The sequence below is a fragment of the Rothia sp. P6271 genome (assembly GCF_048512995.1).
In the GTDB taxonomy this organism is placed as follows: domain Bacteria; phylum Actinomycetota; class Actinomycetes; order Actinomycetales; family Micrococcaceae; genus Rothia.
The window spans coordinates 35,394-53,049 of sequence record NZ_JBLXXV010000007.1; the positions used below are offsets into that span (position 1 = coordinate 35,394).

At 47.8% G+C, this 17,656-nt stretch carries 14 protein-coding genes; 1 reads left to right on the forward strand and 13 read right to left on the reverse strand.

Translation table 11 applies throughout. The annotated features are described in order from the left end of the window. Window positions 1–31 precede the first annotated feature (31 nt). From ACN08X_RS06265 to dapB, 11 genes are all read right to left on the reverse strand, one after another. Window positions 32–712 carry a regulatory protein RecX gene (locus ACN08X_RS06265; RefSeq protein ID WP_419108242.1) on the reverse strand — a complete coding sequence of 227 codons (681 nt, stop codon included), beginning with the start codon at window positions 710–712 and terminating at the stop codon, window positions 32–34. A 115-nt stretch (window positions 713–827) separates the two neighbouring features. After that, on the reverse strand, window positions 828–1,931 hold the full coding sequence (gene recA, locus ACN08X_RS06270) for a recombinase RecA (protein ID WP_419102189.1): 1,104 nt from the start codon (window positions 1,929–1,931) through the stop codon (window positions 828–830). Between the two features lie 201 nt (window positions 1,932–2,132). After that, the gene (locus tag ACN08X_RS06275; protein WP_419106192.1) at window positions 2,133–2,357 is read right to left on the reverse strand and encodes a DUF3046 domain-containing protein; all 225 of its coding nucleotides are present in this window, start codon (window positions 2,355–2,357) and stop codon (window positions 2,133–2,135) included. A 75-nt stretch (window positions 2,358–2,432) separates the two neighbouring features. Next, window positions 2,433–2,876, reverse strand: a complete 444-nt coding sequence (locus ACN08X_RS06280; protein WP_419102187.1) for a helix-turn-helix domain-containing protein — start codon at window positions 2,874–2,876, stop codon at window positions 2,433–2,435. A 243-nt stretch (window positions 2,877–3,119) separates the two neighbouring features. Then, a complete protein-coding gene (locus ACN08X_RS06285; protein ID WP_419108243.1) occupies window positions 3,120–3,593 on the reverse strand; it encodes a CinA family protein in 474 nt (157 codons plus the stop codon). Further along, window positions 3,593–4,189 (reverse strand): CDP-diacylglycerol--glycerol-3-phosphate 3-phosphatidyltransferase, encoded by a 597-nt coding sequence (pgsA, locus tag ACN08X_RS06290; RefSeq protein ID WP_419102185.1) that lies wholly within the window; start codon window positions 4,187–4,189, stop codon window positions 3,593–3,595. The genes ACN08X_RS06285 and pgsA overlap by 1 nt, the downstream gene beginning before the upstream one ends. Before the next feature lie 29 nt (window positions 4,190–4,218). Further along, on the reverse strand, window positions 4,219–7,341 hold the full coding sequence (locus ACN08X_RS06295) for a DNA translocase FtsK 4TM domain-containing protein (RefSeq protein WP_419108244.1): 3,123 nt from the start codon (window positions 7,339–7,341) through the stop codon (window positions 4,219–4,221). Window positions 7,342–7,451: 110 nt separating this feature from the next. Then, window positions 7,452–9,173: a ribonuclease J gene (locus ACN08X_RS06300; protein WP_419102183.1), complete on the reverse strand. Its 1,722-nt coding sequence runs from the start codon at window positions 9,171–9,173 to the stop codon at window positions 7,452–7,454. Window positions 9,174–9,253: 80 nt separating this feature from the next. Beyond that, a complete protein-coding gene (gene dapA, locus ACN08X_RS06305; protein ID WP_419102182.1) occupies window positions 9,254–10,189 on the reverse strand; it encodes a 4-hydroxy-tetrahydrodipicolinate synthase in 936 nt (311 codons plus the stop codon). A 67-nt stretch (window positions 10,190–10,256) separates the two neighbouring features. Then, window positions 10,257–10,853, reverse strand: a complete 597-nt coding sequence (locus ACN08X_RS06310; protein WP_419108245.1) for a hypothetical protein — start codon at window positions 10,851–10,853, stop codon at window positions 10,257–10,259. A gap of 5 nt (window positions 10,854–10,858) precedes the next feature. Beyond that, a complete protein-coding gene (gene dapB / locus ACN08X_RS06315; protein WP_419102180.1) occupies window positions 10,859–11,614 on the reverse strand; it encodes a 4-hydroxy-tetrahydrodipicolinate reductase in 756 nt (251 codons plus the stop codon). Between the two features lie 182 nt (window positions 11,615–11,796). On the opposite strand from dapB, the gene ACN08X_RS06320 reads away from it, so the two are divergent. Continuing rightward, window positions 11,797–13,794, forward strand: a complete 1,998-nt coding sequence (locus tag ACN08X_RS06320) for an acyltransferase family protein (RefSeq protein ID WP_419108246.1) — start codon at window positions 11,797–11,799, stop codon at window positions 13,792–13,794. Window positions 13,795–13,836: 42 nt separating this feature from the next. On the opposite strand, the gene ACN08X_RS06325 is transcribed toward ACN08X_RS06320, so the two are convergent. Both ACN08X_RS06325 and ACN08X_RS06330 read right to left on the reverse strand, forming a co-directional pair. After that, window positions 13,837–15,168, reverse strand: a complete 1,332-nt coding sequence (locus ACN08X_RS06325; RefSeq protein WP_419108247.1) for a M16 family metallopeptidase — start codon at window positions 15,166–15,168, stop codon at window positions 13,837–13,839. A 203-nt stretch (window positions 15,169–15,371) separates the two neighbouring features. Beyond that, complete coding sequence (locus ACN08X_RS06330; protein ID WP_419108248.1) at window positions 15,372–17,615, reverse strand: polyribonucleotide nucleotidyltransferase; 2,244 nt, start codon at window positions 17,613–17,615, stop codon at window positions 15,372–15,374. Window positions 17,616–17,656 lie beyond the last annotated feature (41 nt).

Genomic DNA, 17,656 nt, shown 5'->3' on the forward strand with positions numbered 1-17,656 from the left:
TGTGTTCTCTTGCCCTATCTCGTTGTGAACTTTATTCGTAGGATGAACGTTCTTGATGTTCAGCCATGCGCTCTACTTCCGAACGCACTACAGAAAATGCCAGAGAAGAAGAATATCCTTTACGTCCTAGCATAGAGACGAGACGGCGCATAATTTTCTCTTTTTCTCGATAGTCACTCAAGTTCATTGATGGACGCAACTTTTTTTGAACTAGGCTAACAGCATCCTCATATTCGTCAGAATCACTACGTTGAGCTAAAGCCTGCTCAATATATTCTTCGCGGATGCCTCGAGTTTTTAACTCTCGATGTAACGCTGAACGAGATAGTTTTTTCATGTTCGCTGTTGTGCGAACATACATTTGGGCATACTCTTCATCATTGACAAGACCAACAGCTTCGCAACGTTGCAAAAGGTCTTCTGCAATCTCCGCAGAGATTCCTTTATCAGATAGTTTTTTCTCGAGTTGAAAACGCGTTTTAGCAGAAGCGGCTAGCTGCTGATACACAATATTTTTTGCGTGCGTAAACTCGCGGGCTTTCTGTTCTTCGCTGAGCTCTTTGCTCTCAGAGGCGTCTTGATCGCCCCAAGAGCTTTGACTCGCTGAAGATGAACCAGAGAAGTCCTGAGAACTTTTAAGTAAGTCTTCTTCGGCTGCACCCCATGCTGCAGGGTGCCATGAAGGATAATTCTCTTCGTCAAAAGATTCCATGTTCTTCTCCTCAACTTTGATGCTAGGCAATATAGCTCAACATGAAACGTCAATGGTTCACGAATAAATAGTGGGGTAAGAAGCATACGCTCCTTACCCCACTATCTAAGAAATATTAGAGCCCGTCTGAAGAGCTATTGAGAGGGTCACTCTCCTGAACTTCGCTCTCCCCAATCTGCGTATCATCTTCGATGATGCCGAGTTTAACTAAGGTCTTATATTTAATTTCTTCGGTCAGTTCCGGATTATCTTTCAAGAACTTACGAACGTTTTCTTTACCTTGCCCAAGCTGTTCACCCTCGTAAGTAAACCAAGCACCAGATTTTTTAACGATGCCGTTGTCAACGCCCATATCGATAATGCCGCCTTCAACGGAGATACCCTCGCCGTATAGGATGTCGAATTCAGCTTGTTTGAAGGGCGGAGCCATCTTGTTTTTCACGATTTTAGCTCGAGTACGGTTACCGATAGGCTGCGCACCGTCTTTTAGCGTCTCGATACGACGAATGTCGATACGAACTGAAGCATAGAATTTAAGAGCTTTACCGCCGGTTGTTGTTTCTGGAGAACCAAAGAACACACCAATTTTTTCGCGTAGCTGGTTAATGAAAATTGCGGTAGTTCCGGTCTGTGCCAAACGACCCGTAATTTTACGTAGCGCTTGAGACATCAAACGAGCCTGTAGCCCAACGTGGGAATCCCCCATTTCGCCTTCAATCTCAGCGCGAGGGACCAAAGCAGCCACAGAGTCTACGACGATGATATCTACAGAGCCGGACCCAACAAGCATATCCATGATTTCTAAAGCTTGTTCACCAGTATCAGGCTGAGAAACAAGCAAAGCATCCGTATCAACACCAAGTTTTGCAGCATAGATAGGGTCAAGTGCATGCTCAGCATCAATGAACGCAGCAATACCGCCACGTTTTTGAACGTCAGCAACGGCGTGTAAAGCTACCGTTGTTTTACCAGAAGATTCGGGACCATAAATCTCGATAACACGCCCGCGAGGTAGCCCACCAATACCTAAAGCAGCGTCCAGAGACAAAGCACCGGTTGAGACAGTCTCTACTTTAACGGCTTCTTTATCGCCGAGGCGCATCACAGCACCTTTACCGTAGCTCTTATCAATCTGAGCGAGAACGGTCTCTAAAGCTTTTTCGCGACCTTCATCAGATACTCGGCTTACAGGCTGAGTATTTCGAGATTTAGCTGCCATATTGTGTTACCTCACTTCGGCACGTCCGAATGACTATTGTTATTGTTCGTTACCACTCTACAAGCGTTCGAGCTGAAAAACAGAGAAGTACAAAACTGTGGATAAGATACCGTGCGTTATATCTTCAAGCTCCGAATACAGAGCATACCCTTTATCGAATATATTTTCTACTTACTCGGAAGATAACCTCGAACAAAATTACTAATTTTTTCGCGGTGGAATATCTCGCCCCAAACGTCGAGATTCAGGAACTTCTTGCATATCGCAAATAGCCTCCCACACTTGGCGAACCGGAACACCCCGCTCTAATGCTTCAACAGCAGTTATATCTCCACACGCACCCAAAACTACATCTTTGGCAAGTACCCGAGAATAATGAGCACCAAACTCATCATCCATCAGTCTCCAAAACTCGCTTAAACGCATAATGTCCTCACAGATAAAGTACGGTTGCCTACCATCGTAAGCAACCGTACTTCACGTTCTATTAACCGCTTTGTTCTAGCGTGTTGTTGTGCACTCAGCAGGAATATCCTTAGAAGATGTTGCAGCAATCCCATACTCACGATTAAACTGCTCCGAAAATTCTGTAGGAACAGTATCAGGCACGCTGAAGCGGTCTTCCCCAGATAGTCGATCCGAAACTTCACGTAACATCTGAGACAACGGAATATCTAGTGCTTGACAGATAGAACCAAGAAGCTCAGACGATGCTTCTTTCTGCCCACGTTCTACCTCGCTAAGATACCCCAAAGAAACACGGGCGCTATGCGAAACCTCACGGAGCGTACGCCCTTGACGCTGACGAACGTCGCGAAGCACCTCACCAATAGCCTGACGCAAAAGAAGTACTTTTGGCTCATGTTGAGTGGGTGCAGTATGAGTGGACTGACCCACATCCTTCCAACGGACGACACCGTTCACGGATACGGGTTGCTTGGTCATTTTTATACCTAACTCCTGATATTTTCGGCTTCGAATCTTCGAAGCTATATTTTTTATAGCCTAGCGTATGATGAATACTCAATCAGCTATCTACTATCCTGATTCACAAAGAACTTTTTAGAATCATCAATGCTCTATAAAAGAGGCATTATATATAACAGCACAACGAGCGTGTTTCATTCCCTATTTATCTCAAAGTTTTCTGCAGTTTCACTGAAAGTTCAGTTAAAAACATCTTTTACGTTATTTCAGATAGTTCAACAAAAGTTCTAAAGCATCCTGACAAGAACATTCACGAATCTCCTCACGAGTACCCTGATACATCTTCTCTTGAGAAAAAACGCCATCAGGCGTCGAAATACCTAAAAATACTCGACCAACGGGTTGCCCGTCCAACGGTTCAGGGCCAGCAACTCCCGTCGTCGAAACAGCATAATCTGCCCCGCACACCTGCATAGCACCCAAAGCCATGCTCTGAGCCACTTCAGGATGAACAGCACCTTCACGTTCTAGAAGTTGTTCATCTACACCTAAAAGTTTTGCCTTCAAATCTGTTGCGTATGAGACGATACCGCCACGATACGCCGAAGAAGCTCCCGCAACAGAACACAAATGTTGCGAAATCATGCCACCTGTCAAAGACTCGGCAGTAGCAATAAAAACTTTTCGTTGGCGAGCGCAGAACACGACCTGTTCAGCAAGAGTCTGGGAAGACATCACAACCTTCTTCTACGAGCACTACGACGCAACTCTAAAGCATGACGCACGTATTCAACCCCGGTAGTAACCGTCAATATTGTTGCTGCCGCTAGCACCGCATATCCCGGTAGTAAGGCCCAGAAACCTAACAGTCCCAGAGGAAGAAGCATGAGAATCACAGCAACAGTTTGTAATACGGTCTTGAGTTTTCCACCCTTTCCAGCGGCCATCACGCCATAACGAATCACGAAGAATCTCATCAGCGTAATGCCCCACTCGCGAAGAAGGATAACGCAGGTAACCCACCACCAAAGCTCACCTAAGAGCGAAAACCCAATAAAAGCAGCACCGGTCAATAATTTATCGGCAATAGGGTCTGCAATTTTTCCAAAATTTGTGATGAGGTTTCGCGAACGAGCAATATACCCATCAAGCCAATCGGTCAGCATTGCGATGACGAAAACAGCGACCGCCCACCAACGCGCAGCAGAAGAAGACTGGCCATAAGGGCCTGAAGCCAGTAACAGCACCATAAATAAAGGCACCATTGCAATTCTCAGCATGGTAAGAATATTAGGCACATTCCATAGTTCCTGCTGTTTTTTTCTGACCATAACAGTACCTTCCTCTGTCTGTGTCGACTTTATCGACCAGTTAAACTCCATGCGTCTTCGCTTGAATCATCATCCGATGAGGACTCACCAGCGCTGAGATATTCATCAGTATCGGCGCTGTGCGAACTTACAGATGGTTCTGGCACGTCTTCACCGCGTAAGCGCGCAAGCACAGTCGGCAATTCCTCAGGAGGTACAAGAACATCACGTGCTTTAGACCCTTCGGAAGGACCAACAATCTCGCGAGATTCCAGTAAGTCCATTAGACGTCCTGCTTTAGCAAAACCTACACGCAATTTACGTTGCAGCATTGAGGTAGAACCAAATTGCGTCGTTACGATTAGCTCAGCTGCACGCAGAAGGACGTCAAGATCGTCACCAATATCGTCATCAATATGTTTCTTTGGAGCCGATTGTAGAACATCTTCACGATAGTTCACCGGCATCTGCGTTTTAACATGCTCAACAATCTGGTGAATCTCTGATTCGCTGACCCAAGCACCTTGTACACGCATCGGTTTCGAGGCACCCATCGGCAAGAACAGAGCATCACCTTGACCAATAAGTTTCTCAGCACCCGGCTGATCCAATACCACTCGAGAGTCAGTAACAGAGGAGGTTGAAAAGGCCATACGAGATGGAACGTTTGCTTTAATCAAGCCGGTGACAACGTCAACAGAAGGACGCTGCGTAGCCAAAACAAGATGGATACCAGCGGCTCGTGCAAGCTGAGTGATACGAACGATAGCTTCTTCAACGTCGCGTGGAGCAACCATCATCAAATCCGCAAGCTCGTCAACAATCACCAAAAGATATGGGTATGTTTTGATAGTGCGCTTACTACCTGGATCCGGTTGAATCTTTCCAGCTTCGACCGCTTTGTTAAAGTCATCGATGTGTTTGTAACCGTAATGGGCCAAATCATCATAGCGTGCGTCCATCTCACGAACGACCCATTGCAAAGCTTCGGCAGCTTTCTTAGGGTTCGTAATAATGGGGGTAATCAAATGGGGAATGCCCTCATATGCGGTCAGTTCTACGCGTTTAGGGTCAACCATGACCAAACGTACCTGATCAGGAGTTGCTCTCATCAAAATAGAGGTAATCATCGAGTTCACAAACGATGATTTACCGGCACCAGTAGCACCAGCAACAAGCATATGCGGCATTTTTGCAAGGTTAGCTAGAACGAATCCGCCCTCAACATCTTTACCAACGCCCATAATCATGGGGTGGTCATTATGGTGTGCTTGGCTAGAACGTAGAACGTCACCGAGAGCGACCGTTTCTCGGTCGGTATTGGGAATTTCAATACCAATGGCAGATTTACCGGGGATAGGTGACAGAATACGCACATCTGCAGAGGCCACAGCATAGGCGATGTTCTTTGATAGTGCGGTTACACGCTCAACTTTGGTGCCAGCACCTAACTCAATTTCGTAGCGAGTTACTGTTGGCCCCCGAGAGAATCCCGTAACTTCAGCATCAACATTGAATTGTTCGAGGACGTTGGTTAAGGATTCTACGACTTGAGCGTTAACTTCAGAGCTTTCTTTTGCAGGAGGTCCGGCAACGAGCATGGACTCTTCAGGTAGAGCGTATGTGCCGTTCGAGAGTGCTACCACTTGTTGAGGACGGGCCTCTTGTACTGCAGGTTTGAGCGTGTTATTTGTTAGCGGTGACTGCACCGTAGATTTTTCGGCTACCACGGGTTTTTCCGCTACGGCGGGTTTTGGTGGTGCGGGTTTTCCGATAGCAGGTGGTGCTACATCTGCTGTTTTAGCAGGAGACGGTTGTTCAACAGTAGCCGTCGGTGTTTCGGTAGAGGGTTCGACGGTAGAGGTTGGAGCCTCTTCAGGTGTTAAGAAGATATTTTCGTGTTGTTGAGGTTCTTCACGCCGTCCGTGGATGATGGCTGCTTGTTGAGCTTGTGCCAGACGTTGAGCAGGAGCGTCTAGGATGTTTGTTTCTGGTGTCGCCCATTGGTCTTGGTCGAAGAGCTTTGGTGTGGTTTGAGAAACAACACGTGTTTTCCCGTTAAGTTTTTGGGTGGTAGAGAGTGTCTCTAGGTTGTGTGTGTCTGGTTCTGTTCTTGTAGCGCGTCGTTTAGTGCGACCTTTTCTGGTGTTTTCGGCAGGCTCTGGGGTGAATTGTTCGTGTGGTTCTAGTTCTTCTGTTAGGAGTGCAGTTTCAAAGGCTTCGTCTCCGTCGTAGCGGTCTAAAGAGGTGTCTCGACGGGCGTTTTTGCCGAATCCAAGCCATGCTAAAAAGCCTCGTGAGGAGGATGGTTTTTCAGGTGTGGTTTCGTTCTCGTAGAGGTAGCTACGATCATGGTATACAGGGAGCTTTGATTCAACCTTATCTTCAGGTTCATGGTTTTCTGGCATTTTTGCGGGCGGCTCTCCTAAGAGAATCCCCATAATATGCACCAAACGAGGACCAATGTGACGAAGTGGCGTCTTCGTCGCAATCAATAGACCTACAGCAAAAACAAGCCCGCAAAGAACCCATTCAAGAATATTGATGCCGCCGACAAGACGCACTGCAGGAGCAGAAACAACCAGTCCAACAACCCCACCACCATTCCAGACACCTTCAAAACCTTGAGCAAAGGTTGGAAAATCGTTCAGTTTCGCGGCAACCATCGAAGCGGCAACGAGCATAATGGTTAGCCCAGCAGCAATACGGTTGTTCGAACGAACCTCTAGAGGGTGACGGAAAATACGTACAGCGAAGAACACAGCGAAGAAAGGAATCAATAGAGCGCCTTGTCCCCAGACTCCCCCAACGAATACATGCCACCAACGCAGAGGGCTTTCAACCCATGACGGCAAATACAGTGTGCTCCAAGCCCACCATTCAACGCCGGCAGTCATAAGGCCCATGAGCAAAACAACTAATGCGCCTCCGTCGCGGCGCTCTTCTGGTGCAATGTCCGTGCGAAGTTCGCCCATACGTCGGATAGCTCCACCAATAAGGTGCGCAAAACCATTCCACGTACCAAGGACGGTACGAGAGAACCAAGAAGGACGCTCAACTCTCGCTGTTGAACGCGCTGATGAGCGTGTTGAGGTACTCTTCTTTCGAGTTTGCGTGCGTGTTGAAGGACGCTTTGTGTTCGTTTTATGAGCTGATGTTGTTCTGCGTGCCATACATCCCGTAAGTTTTCAGTGGACTCAAGCGGGCGAAACCTTCCTAAAGGTCGTTTCACCCGCTTGAATAATAACGAATAAAAACTAATAAGTTAAACCTTATCTTTAACTTATTCAGTAGTTGCAGTCTTTGCCGAAGGAGTGTCCAAAACCGTTGGCAAAATCATGGGCTTCCGTCGCAGACGACGAGCAACCCACGAACCAATAGTACGACGGACAATCTGCTGTAGTTGATGTGTAGTATGAACCTTCTCTGGAGCAAGATGCAAAGCGTCTTCAAGAGCAGCAGTAATCTTTGGTGCAATATCTTCAAAGACAGAATCGTCTTCAGCCACTCCTCGAGCGTGAATATCAGGACCAAAAACCACACGCTTTGCTTCACGGTCAATCACCGCAACCACAGAAACGAACCCTTCTTCACTCAAGACCAAACGGTCTTTGAGGTCTTCCTCCGTAATCTCACCGACAGAACGACCATCAACATACACATAATCGCAACGAACTTGACCGACAATCTGAGCAACGCCATCTGCCAAGTCAACAACAGTGCCGCCTTCACACAATAAGACGTTCTCTTCAGGGACACCCGTCTCAATTGCCAAATTACCATTTGCGATAAGATGTCGAACCTCACCGTGAACAGGCATAACATTCTTTGGTTTGAGAATGTTATAGCAGTACAACAGCTCTCCAGCAGCAGCGTGCCCAGAAACGTGGACTTTTGCGTTACCCTTATGGATCACTTCAGCACCGAGCTTCAACAATGAGTTAATAACGCGATAAACGCTCGTCTCGTTGCCAGGAATCAGAGAAGAAGCAAGAACGATAGTGTCACCTTGTTCAACCTGAATCTTATGATCCCCATTAGCCATACGAGATAAAGCTGCCATCGGCTCTCCCTGAGAACCGGTACACATCATGACGATTTCATCAGGACGGTATTGGTCAATTTTCTTCAAATCAACCAAAGTATTTGGAGGAACTTTCAAGTACCCCAATTTCTCGGCGATGGTCATATTACGTACCATAGAACGCCCCACCAACACTACTTTTCGGCCACGCTCATGGGCGGCTTCGAGAACCTGTTGAACGCGGTGCACGTGAGAGGAGAAAGACGCCACAATAATACGCTGGGTGGCATCTCGAAAGACCTGAGAAAGAACCTTACCAATGTTTTTCTCGGTAGGAGTAAAACCAGGAACTTCTGCGTTCGTTGAATCAGGTAAGAAGAGGTCAATGCCTTCTTCTCCTAGACGGGCAAAATGACGGAGATCCGTTAGTCGACCGTCGAGCGGCAACTGATCCATTTTGAAGTCACCGGTATGAAGCACCTTACCGGCAGCTGTACGGATAAATACAGCTAAAGCGTCTGGAATAGAGTGGTTAACAGCCACAAATTCGCATTCAAAAGGACCAATTTTTTCGGTCTGCCCCTCAACAACAGTCAATGTGTAAGGTTTAATGCGGTGTTCAGCAAGCTTCGCTTCAACCAACGCTAAAGTCAGCTGAGAACCAATCAACGGAATATCAGGGCGACGGCGCAATAGATACGGCACCGCACCGATATGGTCTTCGTGTCCGTGGGTGAGGACAACTGCCGCGATGTCGTCAAGACGGTCTTTGATGTAGTTCAAATCGGGCAGAATGAGGTCGACACCAGGCTGAGATTCTTCAGGGAAGAGCACGCCACAGTCCACGATGAGAAGCTGACCGTTAATCTCGTATACGGTCATGTTACGTCCGACTTCGCCTAGTCCTCCAAGAGGAACAACACGTAGAGTGTCTTTCTTCAACTTTTTAGGTTGGCGAAGTTCTGTATCAAATACTGCCAATATTATGTCCTTCAATATATGTCATGGCAAAAGCGAGTCCACAAACTAGAAGAGTTCATGAACCCGCTTCATCCGAGTTTTTAGCGAATAAGAGTGGAAGCTATCGACGATTGCTCTAGATAAGAACGCATGAGAGTCTCCTCTGCTTGCGTCGGCTCCACGTGCGGCAAGCGAACCGTTGGAGAATCCAAAAGTCCTTGCCATGTAAGAATCTTTTTGGCAGCTACACATCCTGGAACACACGACATCGTTGCCGTAACAATAGGAGTGAGCTCTCGATGCAACTGTTGCGCTTGAGATAAGTCTTCAGCGACAACGGCATCAATCAATGTTCGGAATAATTGCGGTGCAATATGAGTTGTCACGCCGATCAGTCCGACAGCTCCCATAGCCAACCATGGCAAGGTGAGTCCGTCATCACCAGAATAAAACTGTAAATCGGTTGTTGCCATCACTTCTGTTGCCGCAGAAAAGTCAGCCTTAGCATCTTTGACAGCAACAATATTTTCGTGTTGAGCAAGCTTCTGGTAGGTAGCAGGAGCGATAGGGATACCCGCACGTCCAGGAATGTCGTAAAGCATCACCGGAGTATGTACAGCATCTGCAATAGCGGTAAAATGCCCGAGCAAACCAGACTGAGTCGGTTTATTGTAATACGGTGTCACCACTAAAAGACCGTCAACACCAACTGCTTCAGCACGCTGAGCCAAATGCAAGGTATGGGCAGTATCGTTAGAACCAACACCAGCAATAATCGTGGTACGCTGCCCCACCGCATCTTTGACGATACGGAAAACCCGCTCATTTTCTTCGTCTGTCATGGTGGAGTACTCGCCTGTTGTGCCACAAACAACTAGCCCATCGTGACCATTATCAACAAGGTATTGTGCCAGTTGGGCTGTTTTTTCCTCATCAACAGAGCCGTCAGCAGAAAAAGGAGTCACCATAGCGGTGAGCATTCTGCCAAAAATGGGCTCAACAAACGTACCTTTAGTGTGGTTTAAGGACTCAGACATATTCCTTAGACTACCCTCTTTTGCTCAGTTTTTGTATTTTGCCGACTCATCATCTCCGCTGACACCTCTACACCTCTAACGATGCGGGTGTTTTACCTTCAGATAAGGCGAGCGCTATACGTATAGATTTTCGGGCCCGTTTACGGTCTTTGAGCACCTCGTAGATCCGTCCAAGAACAAACCAGTTCTTCCAGCTGTGGGGTTCGTGTTTAATACGATTTTCTACCCTGCTAAAGAGCTCTTGGGCTTGTCCGCCATCTAGCTGTTGGAGCAGTTCACGATACGAGTTGGAGGTGTCGTCGAGGTGGAGTTGTTGTTCAAGTTTTTCGACACGTATACCAAAGAGTATTTCTCGTATCATGGCCCACCCCCCTAGTATTGGTAGGCCTATCATGCCAGCGCCCATCAGATAGCCGGTGGGTGTTCCTGCTTGGAATAAAGCCAGAGCATATCTCATGCTCATCAGTAGGTAAAGAGTGAGCGCGATAATGATAGCCCATGCGAAGGCTTTGGTTCGTCCGGTTACCTCCCAGAAGAGGAATAGAGCACTACAGGCTAAAACCGCGATTAGAGAAAGTTTCGTGTGATTTTCTAAGGGCAGTATGAAGATGGTGAGGACTAAGAGCACGCATGCGCTCGCTGTGAAGTTTCGTAGCGAGTTCATGGTTTTTAGCTCAGTTCGAGGTAATGGTCAAGTCCGTGTGTTAAGCCAGGGTGAGAGCTGACTTTTCGGATGCCCAGTAATATCCCAGGCATGAACGAGGAACGATCAAAGGAGTCGTGGCGAATCGTTAATTGTTGCCCTTCGTCCCCGAGAAGTATCTCTTGGCTTGCAGTGAGCCCTCGCAAGCGTACGGCGTGTACTCTGACGTCGTCGATGAGTGCTCCACGAGAGTTTCCGGTGTCTGTGACGGTAGCGTCAGGAGATACTGGCAGATTTGCTGTTTTGCGTGCTTGAGCTATTTTATGTGCGGTGTGTACGGCCGTACCAGATGGTGCATCAACTTTTTGTGGGTGGTGAAGTTCAATAATTTCTACTGATTCAAAGTATTGGGCTGCCCGTGCTGCAAATTCTGTGGCGAGAATGGCTCCGATGGCGAAGTTCGGGGCAATGAGCACTCCGGTTATTGGATTCTGTGTCAGTTTTTCTGTAAGCCGGTTGAGTTTTTCTTCATCCCATCCGGTGGTTCCAACGACGGCGTGGATTCCGTGTTCAATAGCAAAATGGACGTTTTGTTCGGTGCTATTGGGTACGGTGAGATCTACCAGAATCTGTGCTTGCGCTTCAATCATCTTTTCTAGAGGATCGTGAGAGCCGAGTTGAGCGACGAGTTCCATGTCAGGTGCATTTTCTACGGCTCGGACGGCTTCTTGTCCCATTTTTCCGTAGGCTCCGGCGATAGCGACTTTCCAGGGGGTGCTCATACTCACGTTTTCTCCTTGAGGTGTGTTTCGATGCAGGTAGAGAGTCGTTATTCTCTTCAATGTCTGTATAACACTCTAAATGTAGCGCAGAAAAATTGCGGAGATATCCTCAGCTGTGCCATAAACTTATACAGTTACTTCGTTTCTCGTGAAGTAACTGATTAGGTAATTAGAGGTAACAGTTGAATCAAGAGCATGTCTTTTATTCCAGTGTTGACCCTGCAGAAGGCCAACGGAAGTATCGTCTACCTGGTTTAGACGGTTTACGAGCGTTAGCCGTATTGTGTGTGGTGGTCTATCACTTATGGCCGGGAGTGCTTCCAGGGGGCATGATTGGTGTCGATATTTTTTTCGTCATCTCCGGTTACCTCATTACTGCTTTGCTTTTGCGTGAAGGTGCCTACACCGGCAAGATGAACATCATTGATTTTTGGGTTCGTCGTGCTCGTCGACTCATTCCATCGATTGTTCTGCTCATCATTGTTATTGGTACGCTTACACTCATTATTGGCCATGACGCGCAGGTGAATCTGGGGCGTCAAATTTTTGGTGCGTTCACTTTTTCTTCTAACTGGCTCTATATTTTTTCTGGCAATGATTATTTCACACAGACTTCCCCTGAGTTGCTCACTAATTTCTGGTCTTTAGCAGTTGAAGAGCAGTTCTATATTCTATGGCCGGTAGTACTCGTCATTGTTTTCATGTTTGTTTCGCGGTGGAGTCGTCGTGCGCTTATCCCCGTTATTTTGGGGTTGCTATCGGTTCTATTATGTGTTGTTCTCAACGTTTTCGAGGTTTCTCCAAACCGCATCTACTATGGTACTGATACGCATCTTTTTCCTTTGATGTTGGGTGTTCTTCTAGCGCTAATGATTCCGTGGAGCATGTACCCGCCAGCCGATTCTCGCTTATATCAGCTGGTCGGTTATGGGGAGCATTGGCAAGGGGCTCTACGTTCAGGTGCCGGTTGGTTAGCCCTTTTTGGTTTAGTACTTTATGCAACACTTTTAGAACAGACCCAAATATTTTTTATGCCTGGTGGGTTGTTCTTTGCTGGTTTCCTAGCGTTGGCGGTGATTCAGGCTCTCTTACCTGACGTGCATAATCCTGCTTCAGATGTTCTACGTCAGGTTCTTTCGTGGGCTCCTTTAGTGTGGATTGGGCGACGTTCTTACGGTATTTACCTCTGGCATTGGCCGCTCTATGTTCTTGCACACTACACTTTTGGTGTCCATCAGAAATTTTGGGTTGAGTTCTTTGTTCTCTTTTTGACTTTAATCATTTCGGGCCTGTCATATATGTATGTTGAGGAGCCTATCCGCCAACGTGGTTTTGTGGCATGTGCATCGTCTGTTTGGAATACCTTCTCTGGCGCACAAAAACTACCCTCTTTTGTGGCCTTAGGCGCGGTTCTTCTATGTACTGCTGCTACCACAGCGGCAGTCATTACTGCCCCCAAGACAACTTCTGCAGAAGATATTGTGGCAGCTGGCGAACAAGCGCAAAAGGCGCATGAAGAACATATCGCCGACCAAAAGCCCACGCCTACACCCGACGCTGATTCTGCGACTGCTACAGAAAGAGAAAGCTCCTCTAAACAAGCGACGAGACAGGAAGAGAATCCTTCGGTAACGGTTATTGGGGATTCGGTATCTTTAGCCTCGGCAGAGGCCCTTCATGAGGCGTTACCTGACGCGACAGTTGATGGAGAAGTCTCTCGTACTATCGTCAAGGCTTTCCCCGTGATTTCTCGTCTTAACGAGCATGGACAATTAGGTTCTGTTGTCGTACTTTCGGTAACAACCAATTCCACTTATTCGATAGAAGAGATTGACCAGCTGATTAAAGATATTTCAGATCATGGTCAACGAAAAATTGTTCTTGTCACGGGCGCTGCTCCAGCACATCTGACGTGGGTTCAAGATTCTAATAAGGTCATTAAAGAAGCTGCCGCAAAATACCCGAAGAGTATTGTCATCGCAGATTGGGCTAAGGCAGCGCAGAACCACCCCGAGTATTTTGTCTCGGATGGGGTGCATCCTCAAGCTATCGGTCAAAAGGTTTATGCCCAAACTATTGCTACAGCAGTAGCTCAGGCGGAAAAAGATTTAGACCGACAAGATACGGCGGAGGAAGAGCCGGCAGAACCTGTTCAGCCAGCAACTTCCCCCGCTTGGTAAAGAACCGTTTAGTTTCGTATCAATATTCTAATGTGGGGTGTTCTATCGGACGATTGTTGTTGTCATCTCTTGTTGGGCGAGGAATTGTGCTAGCTCTTGTACTTGCTCTAAAGTGACCTCACCTAGTTTCTGGCTGCTTTCTTCTAGAGTTCGATAGATGCCCGAACCTAGCTCAATAGCTCCTAGACGAGTCATACGTGATTCAGGACTTTCATAACCAAGCAACATAGAGCCTTGCATCTGCCCAATTACTTTTTTCAGCTCTTCTGGGTGTAGACCGTCTTGAGCTAGCTTATCGAATTCTGTTCGGAGGATTTCTTGTACCTGTTCAGCTTTATCGGGTAAACATCCTGCGTACATACCAAAAATTCCGGCGTCAGAGTATGAATTCGAAAAAGCAGAGGTCGAATATGCTAGTCCACGTTTTTCACGAACTTCTTGGAAAAGACGTGAGGACATCCCTCCTCCAAAAGCTGAGTTTAAAACGTTCAGTGCATAGCGTCTATCGTCTTGAGAGATAATGCCGTGAACGCCTAATAAGATGTGTGTTTGTTCGCAACCTTTATCAATAATTTTGTGGTTTATTCCATCAGCGATGTGGCTGATTCCTTTAGCACGTCGTTCAATAGGAGCAGTATTCTCGGGTAGTTCCCACCCGTACCGAGAGAATGCTTCGAGAACCTGTTGGACGACCTCTCGGTGTTCTAACCCACCAGCGGCGGTAATAACTAGCTGTTCAGGGGTGTAGTAGTGGCGGTAGTGTTCCCATACAGATTGGCGCGGTACATCTTCAATTTCTGTTACTGTACCGCCCACGGGTCGCCCTAATGGGTGTGTGCCAAGGAGTTGTTCTGTGAAACTTTCGAATGCTACGTCTACAGGGTCGTCTTGGCCCATAGCGAGTTCTTCAAGAATCACTTGGCGTTCTTTTTCTAAAAGTTCTTCATCCAGTAAAGAGTGCGCCAGCATATCTGCCATGACGTCTATGGCGAGGGGCATATCTTTTGTCAGAACTCGAGCATAGTAGCAGGTCTGTTCTTTTGCGGTGAAGGCGTTGGAATCTCCGCCGACGCTGTCAAAGGCTTCGGCGATATCTAGAGCTGTTCGTTGAGCGGTTCCTTTGAAGAGGAGGTGTTCGAGGAAGTGGGTAGAACCGTACATTCCAGCTTGTTCATCTCGTGAGCCGACACCCACCCAAAAACCTAAAGAGACACTTTGTAATGCTGGCATTTTTTCGGTGATGACTCGAATACCACCAGGTAGAACAGAACGGCGGACTTCGTGGCCGCCTTCTCCTTGTTCGATGATTTTTCCGTTTTCGTAGTCTAGTTCATCACGAAGTTCGTTCCATGAGGTTGGAAGCAGTATAGCCATTATTCCCCTAAATGTGTGTGTTTTAAGTGTGTTATTCAGCCCGCTCAGCTTTTACCGTTAGATGGGGGCATGTTTTTGGGCGTTGTTCTAGAAAGGTTAGAAACTCATAAAAGAGTAGCCTGCACAAGTACACAAGACACTTATGCAGGCTACTGAAACAATACGCTACAGATGTAGCGTCTTTTCAGAGACGACCTACGAGATTATTCGTTGTCGTTTTCTTCTTCGTCGGTGTTTTCTTCTCCGGCGACGACAGGAGCAAGAGATAGCTTGCCACGATCATCGATTTTGGCGATTTCAACCTGAATCTTCTGTCCCACTGAGACAACGTCTTCAACATCATTGACTCGTTTGCCGTCGTTGAGCTTACGAAGTTCAGAAATGTGCAACAGACCGTCTTTGCCGGGAGTCAAAGAGATAAACGCCCCGAAAGTTGTAGTTTTGACGACTGTTCCGAGGTAGCGTTCGCCGACTTCGGGAACCTGTGGGTTCGCGATAGCGTTCACTGCCGCACGAGCAGCTTCTGCTGAAGGCCCGTCCACTGCACCGATGTAGACGGTTCCGTCATCTTCGATGGAGATATCGGTTCCGGTATCTTCTTGAATCTGGTTAATCATCTTGCCCTTAGGACCAATGACTTCACCAATCTTTGAGACAGGAACTTGTACTGAAATCACGCGAGGAGCGTAGTCGCTCATCTCGTCGGGGGCGTCGATAGCTGCGTTGAGAACTTCGAGGATGTGAAGGCGTGCTTCACGAGCTTGAGTTAGCGCTGCGGCAAGAACAGATGCGGGGATGCCGTCGAGTTTGGTGTCGAGCTGAATTGCGGTGACAAACTCGCTGGTTCCGGCAACTTTGAAGTCCATATCGCCTAGAGCATCTTCTGCGCCAAGGATGTCGGTCAATGCTGCGTAGCGGGTCTCGCCGTCAACCTCATCGGAGACAAGTCCCATAGCAATACCTGCAACAGGTGCACGTAGAGGTACGCCAGCGTTGAGTAGCGACAGGGTTGAAGCACAGACTGAGCCCATGGAGGTGGAGCCGTTGGATCCGAGGGCTTCAGAGACCTGACGAATTGCGTAGGGGAACTCTTCACGAGAAGGCAGCACTGGTGTAAGCGCACGTTCTGCTAGAGCACCGTGTCCGATTTCGCGTCGTTTAGGTGAGCCAACACGACCGGTTTCGCCGGTGGAGTATGGAGGGAAGTTGTAGTGGTGGATGTAACGTTTTGCTTTGACGGGGTGTAGGGAGTCAAGCTGCTGTTCCATTTTGAGCATGTTCAACGTGGTGACACCCATAATCTGGGTTTCGCCACGTTCGAAGATTGCTGACCCGTGTACGCGAGGAAGAACTTCAACTTCAGCAGTTAGCTGGCGGATATCGGTGAGACCACGTCCATCAATACGTACCTGTTCGGTGAGGATACGCTGACGCACCGTGTGTTTTGTCAAAGCTGCAAAGGCTGCTTCTACTTCGTCTTCACGGCCTTCGAACTCTTGTCCTTCAGCGGTGAGCTGTTCAAGTAGTGCGCTCTGTAGTTCGGTAGCAGCTTGTTCGCGTTCTTGTTTACCGGCAATAGAGTACACTTCAACGAGTTTGTCCGCTGCAAAGTTTTTGACAGCGTTATCTACGTCTTCGTCGTGTGAACCAAAAGTTGGTAGATCAAGAGGCTCTTTACCTGCTTCATTCTTAAGGGCTAGCTGAGCTTCGCATAGCGCTTTGATGAAGGGTTTTGCGGCTTCGAGGCCTTGTGCAACAACTTCTTCGGTGGGTGCTTGCTGACCGTTATCTTTAATGAGTGTCCAAGAGTTGTCGGTTGCTTCTGCTTCAACCATCATGATGGCAACGTCTTCTGTTCCATCGGATTTGGTGACGATACGACCAGCAACAGCCATATCGAAAACGGCGTTTTCAAGCTGTGAATGTTTCGGGAAGCATACCCATTGGCCGTCGATGAGGGCAATACGCACGCCACCGATAGGACCGCTAAATGGAGCGCCCGATAGAGTGGTGGAACATGATGCTGCGTTGATTGCTACGGTGTTGTAGATTTCGTCAGGATCAATGGTCAGAACGGTAACGACTACTTGAACTTCGTTGCGGATACCTTTGGTGAAGGCTGGACGAAGTGGGCGGTCAATGAGGCGTGCTGCAAGGATTGCTTCAGTGGTGGGGCGTCCTTCACGGCGGAAGAATGAGCCAGGAATCTTTCCTGCTGCGTACATACGTTCTTCGACGTCCACGGTGAGCGGAAAGAAGTCAAAGCCTTCGCGTGGAGACTTGCTAATAGCTGTAGCGGAAAGCAAGGTGGTGTCTTCGTCGATGGTGACGAGAGCTGAACCTGCTGCTTGTTTTGCGAGACGTCCAGTTTCAAAACGGACGGTACGAGTACCGAATTTTCCGTTGTCGATAATAGCTTCTGCAAATTTAATTTCGGGACCTTCCAAGGTTCCTCCATTTCTTCTCTGCCGATATCTCTCTCAGACAA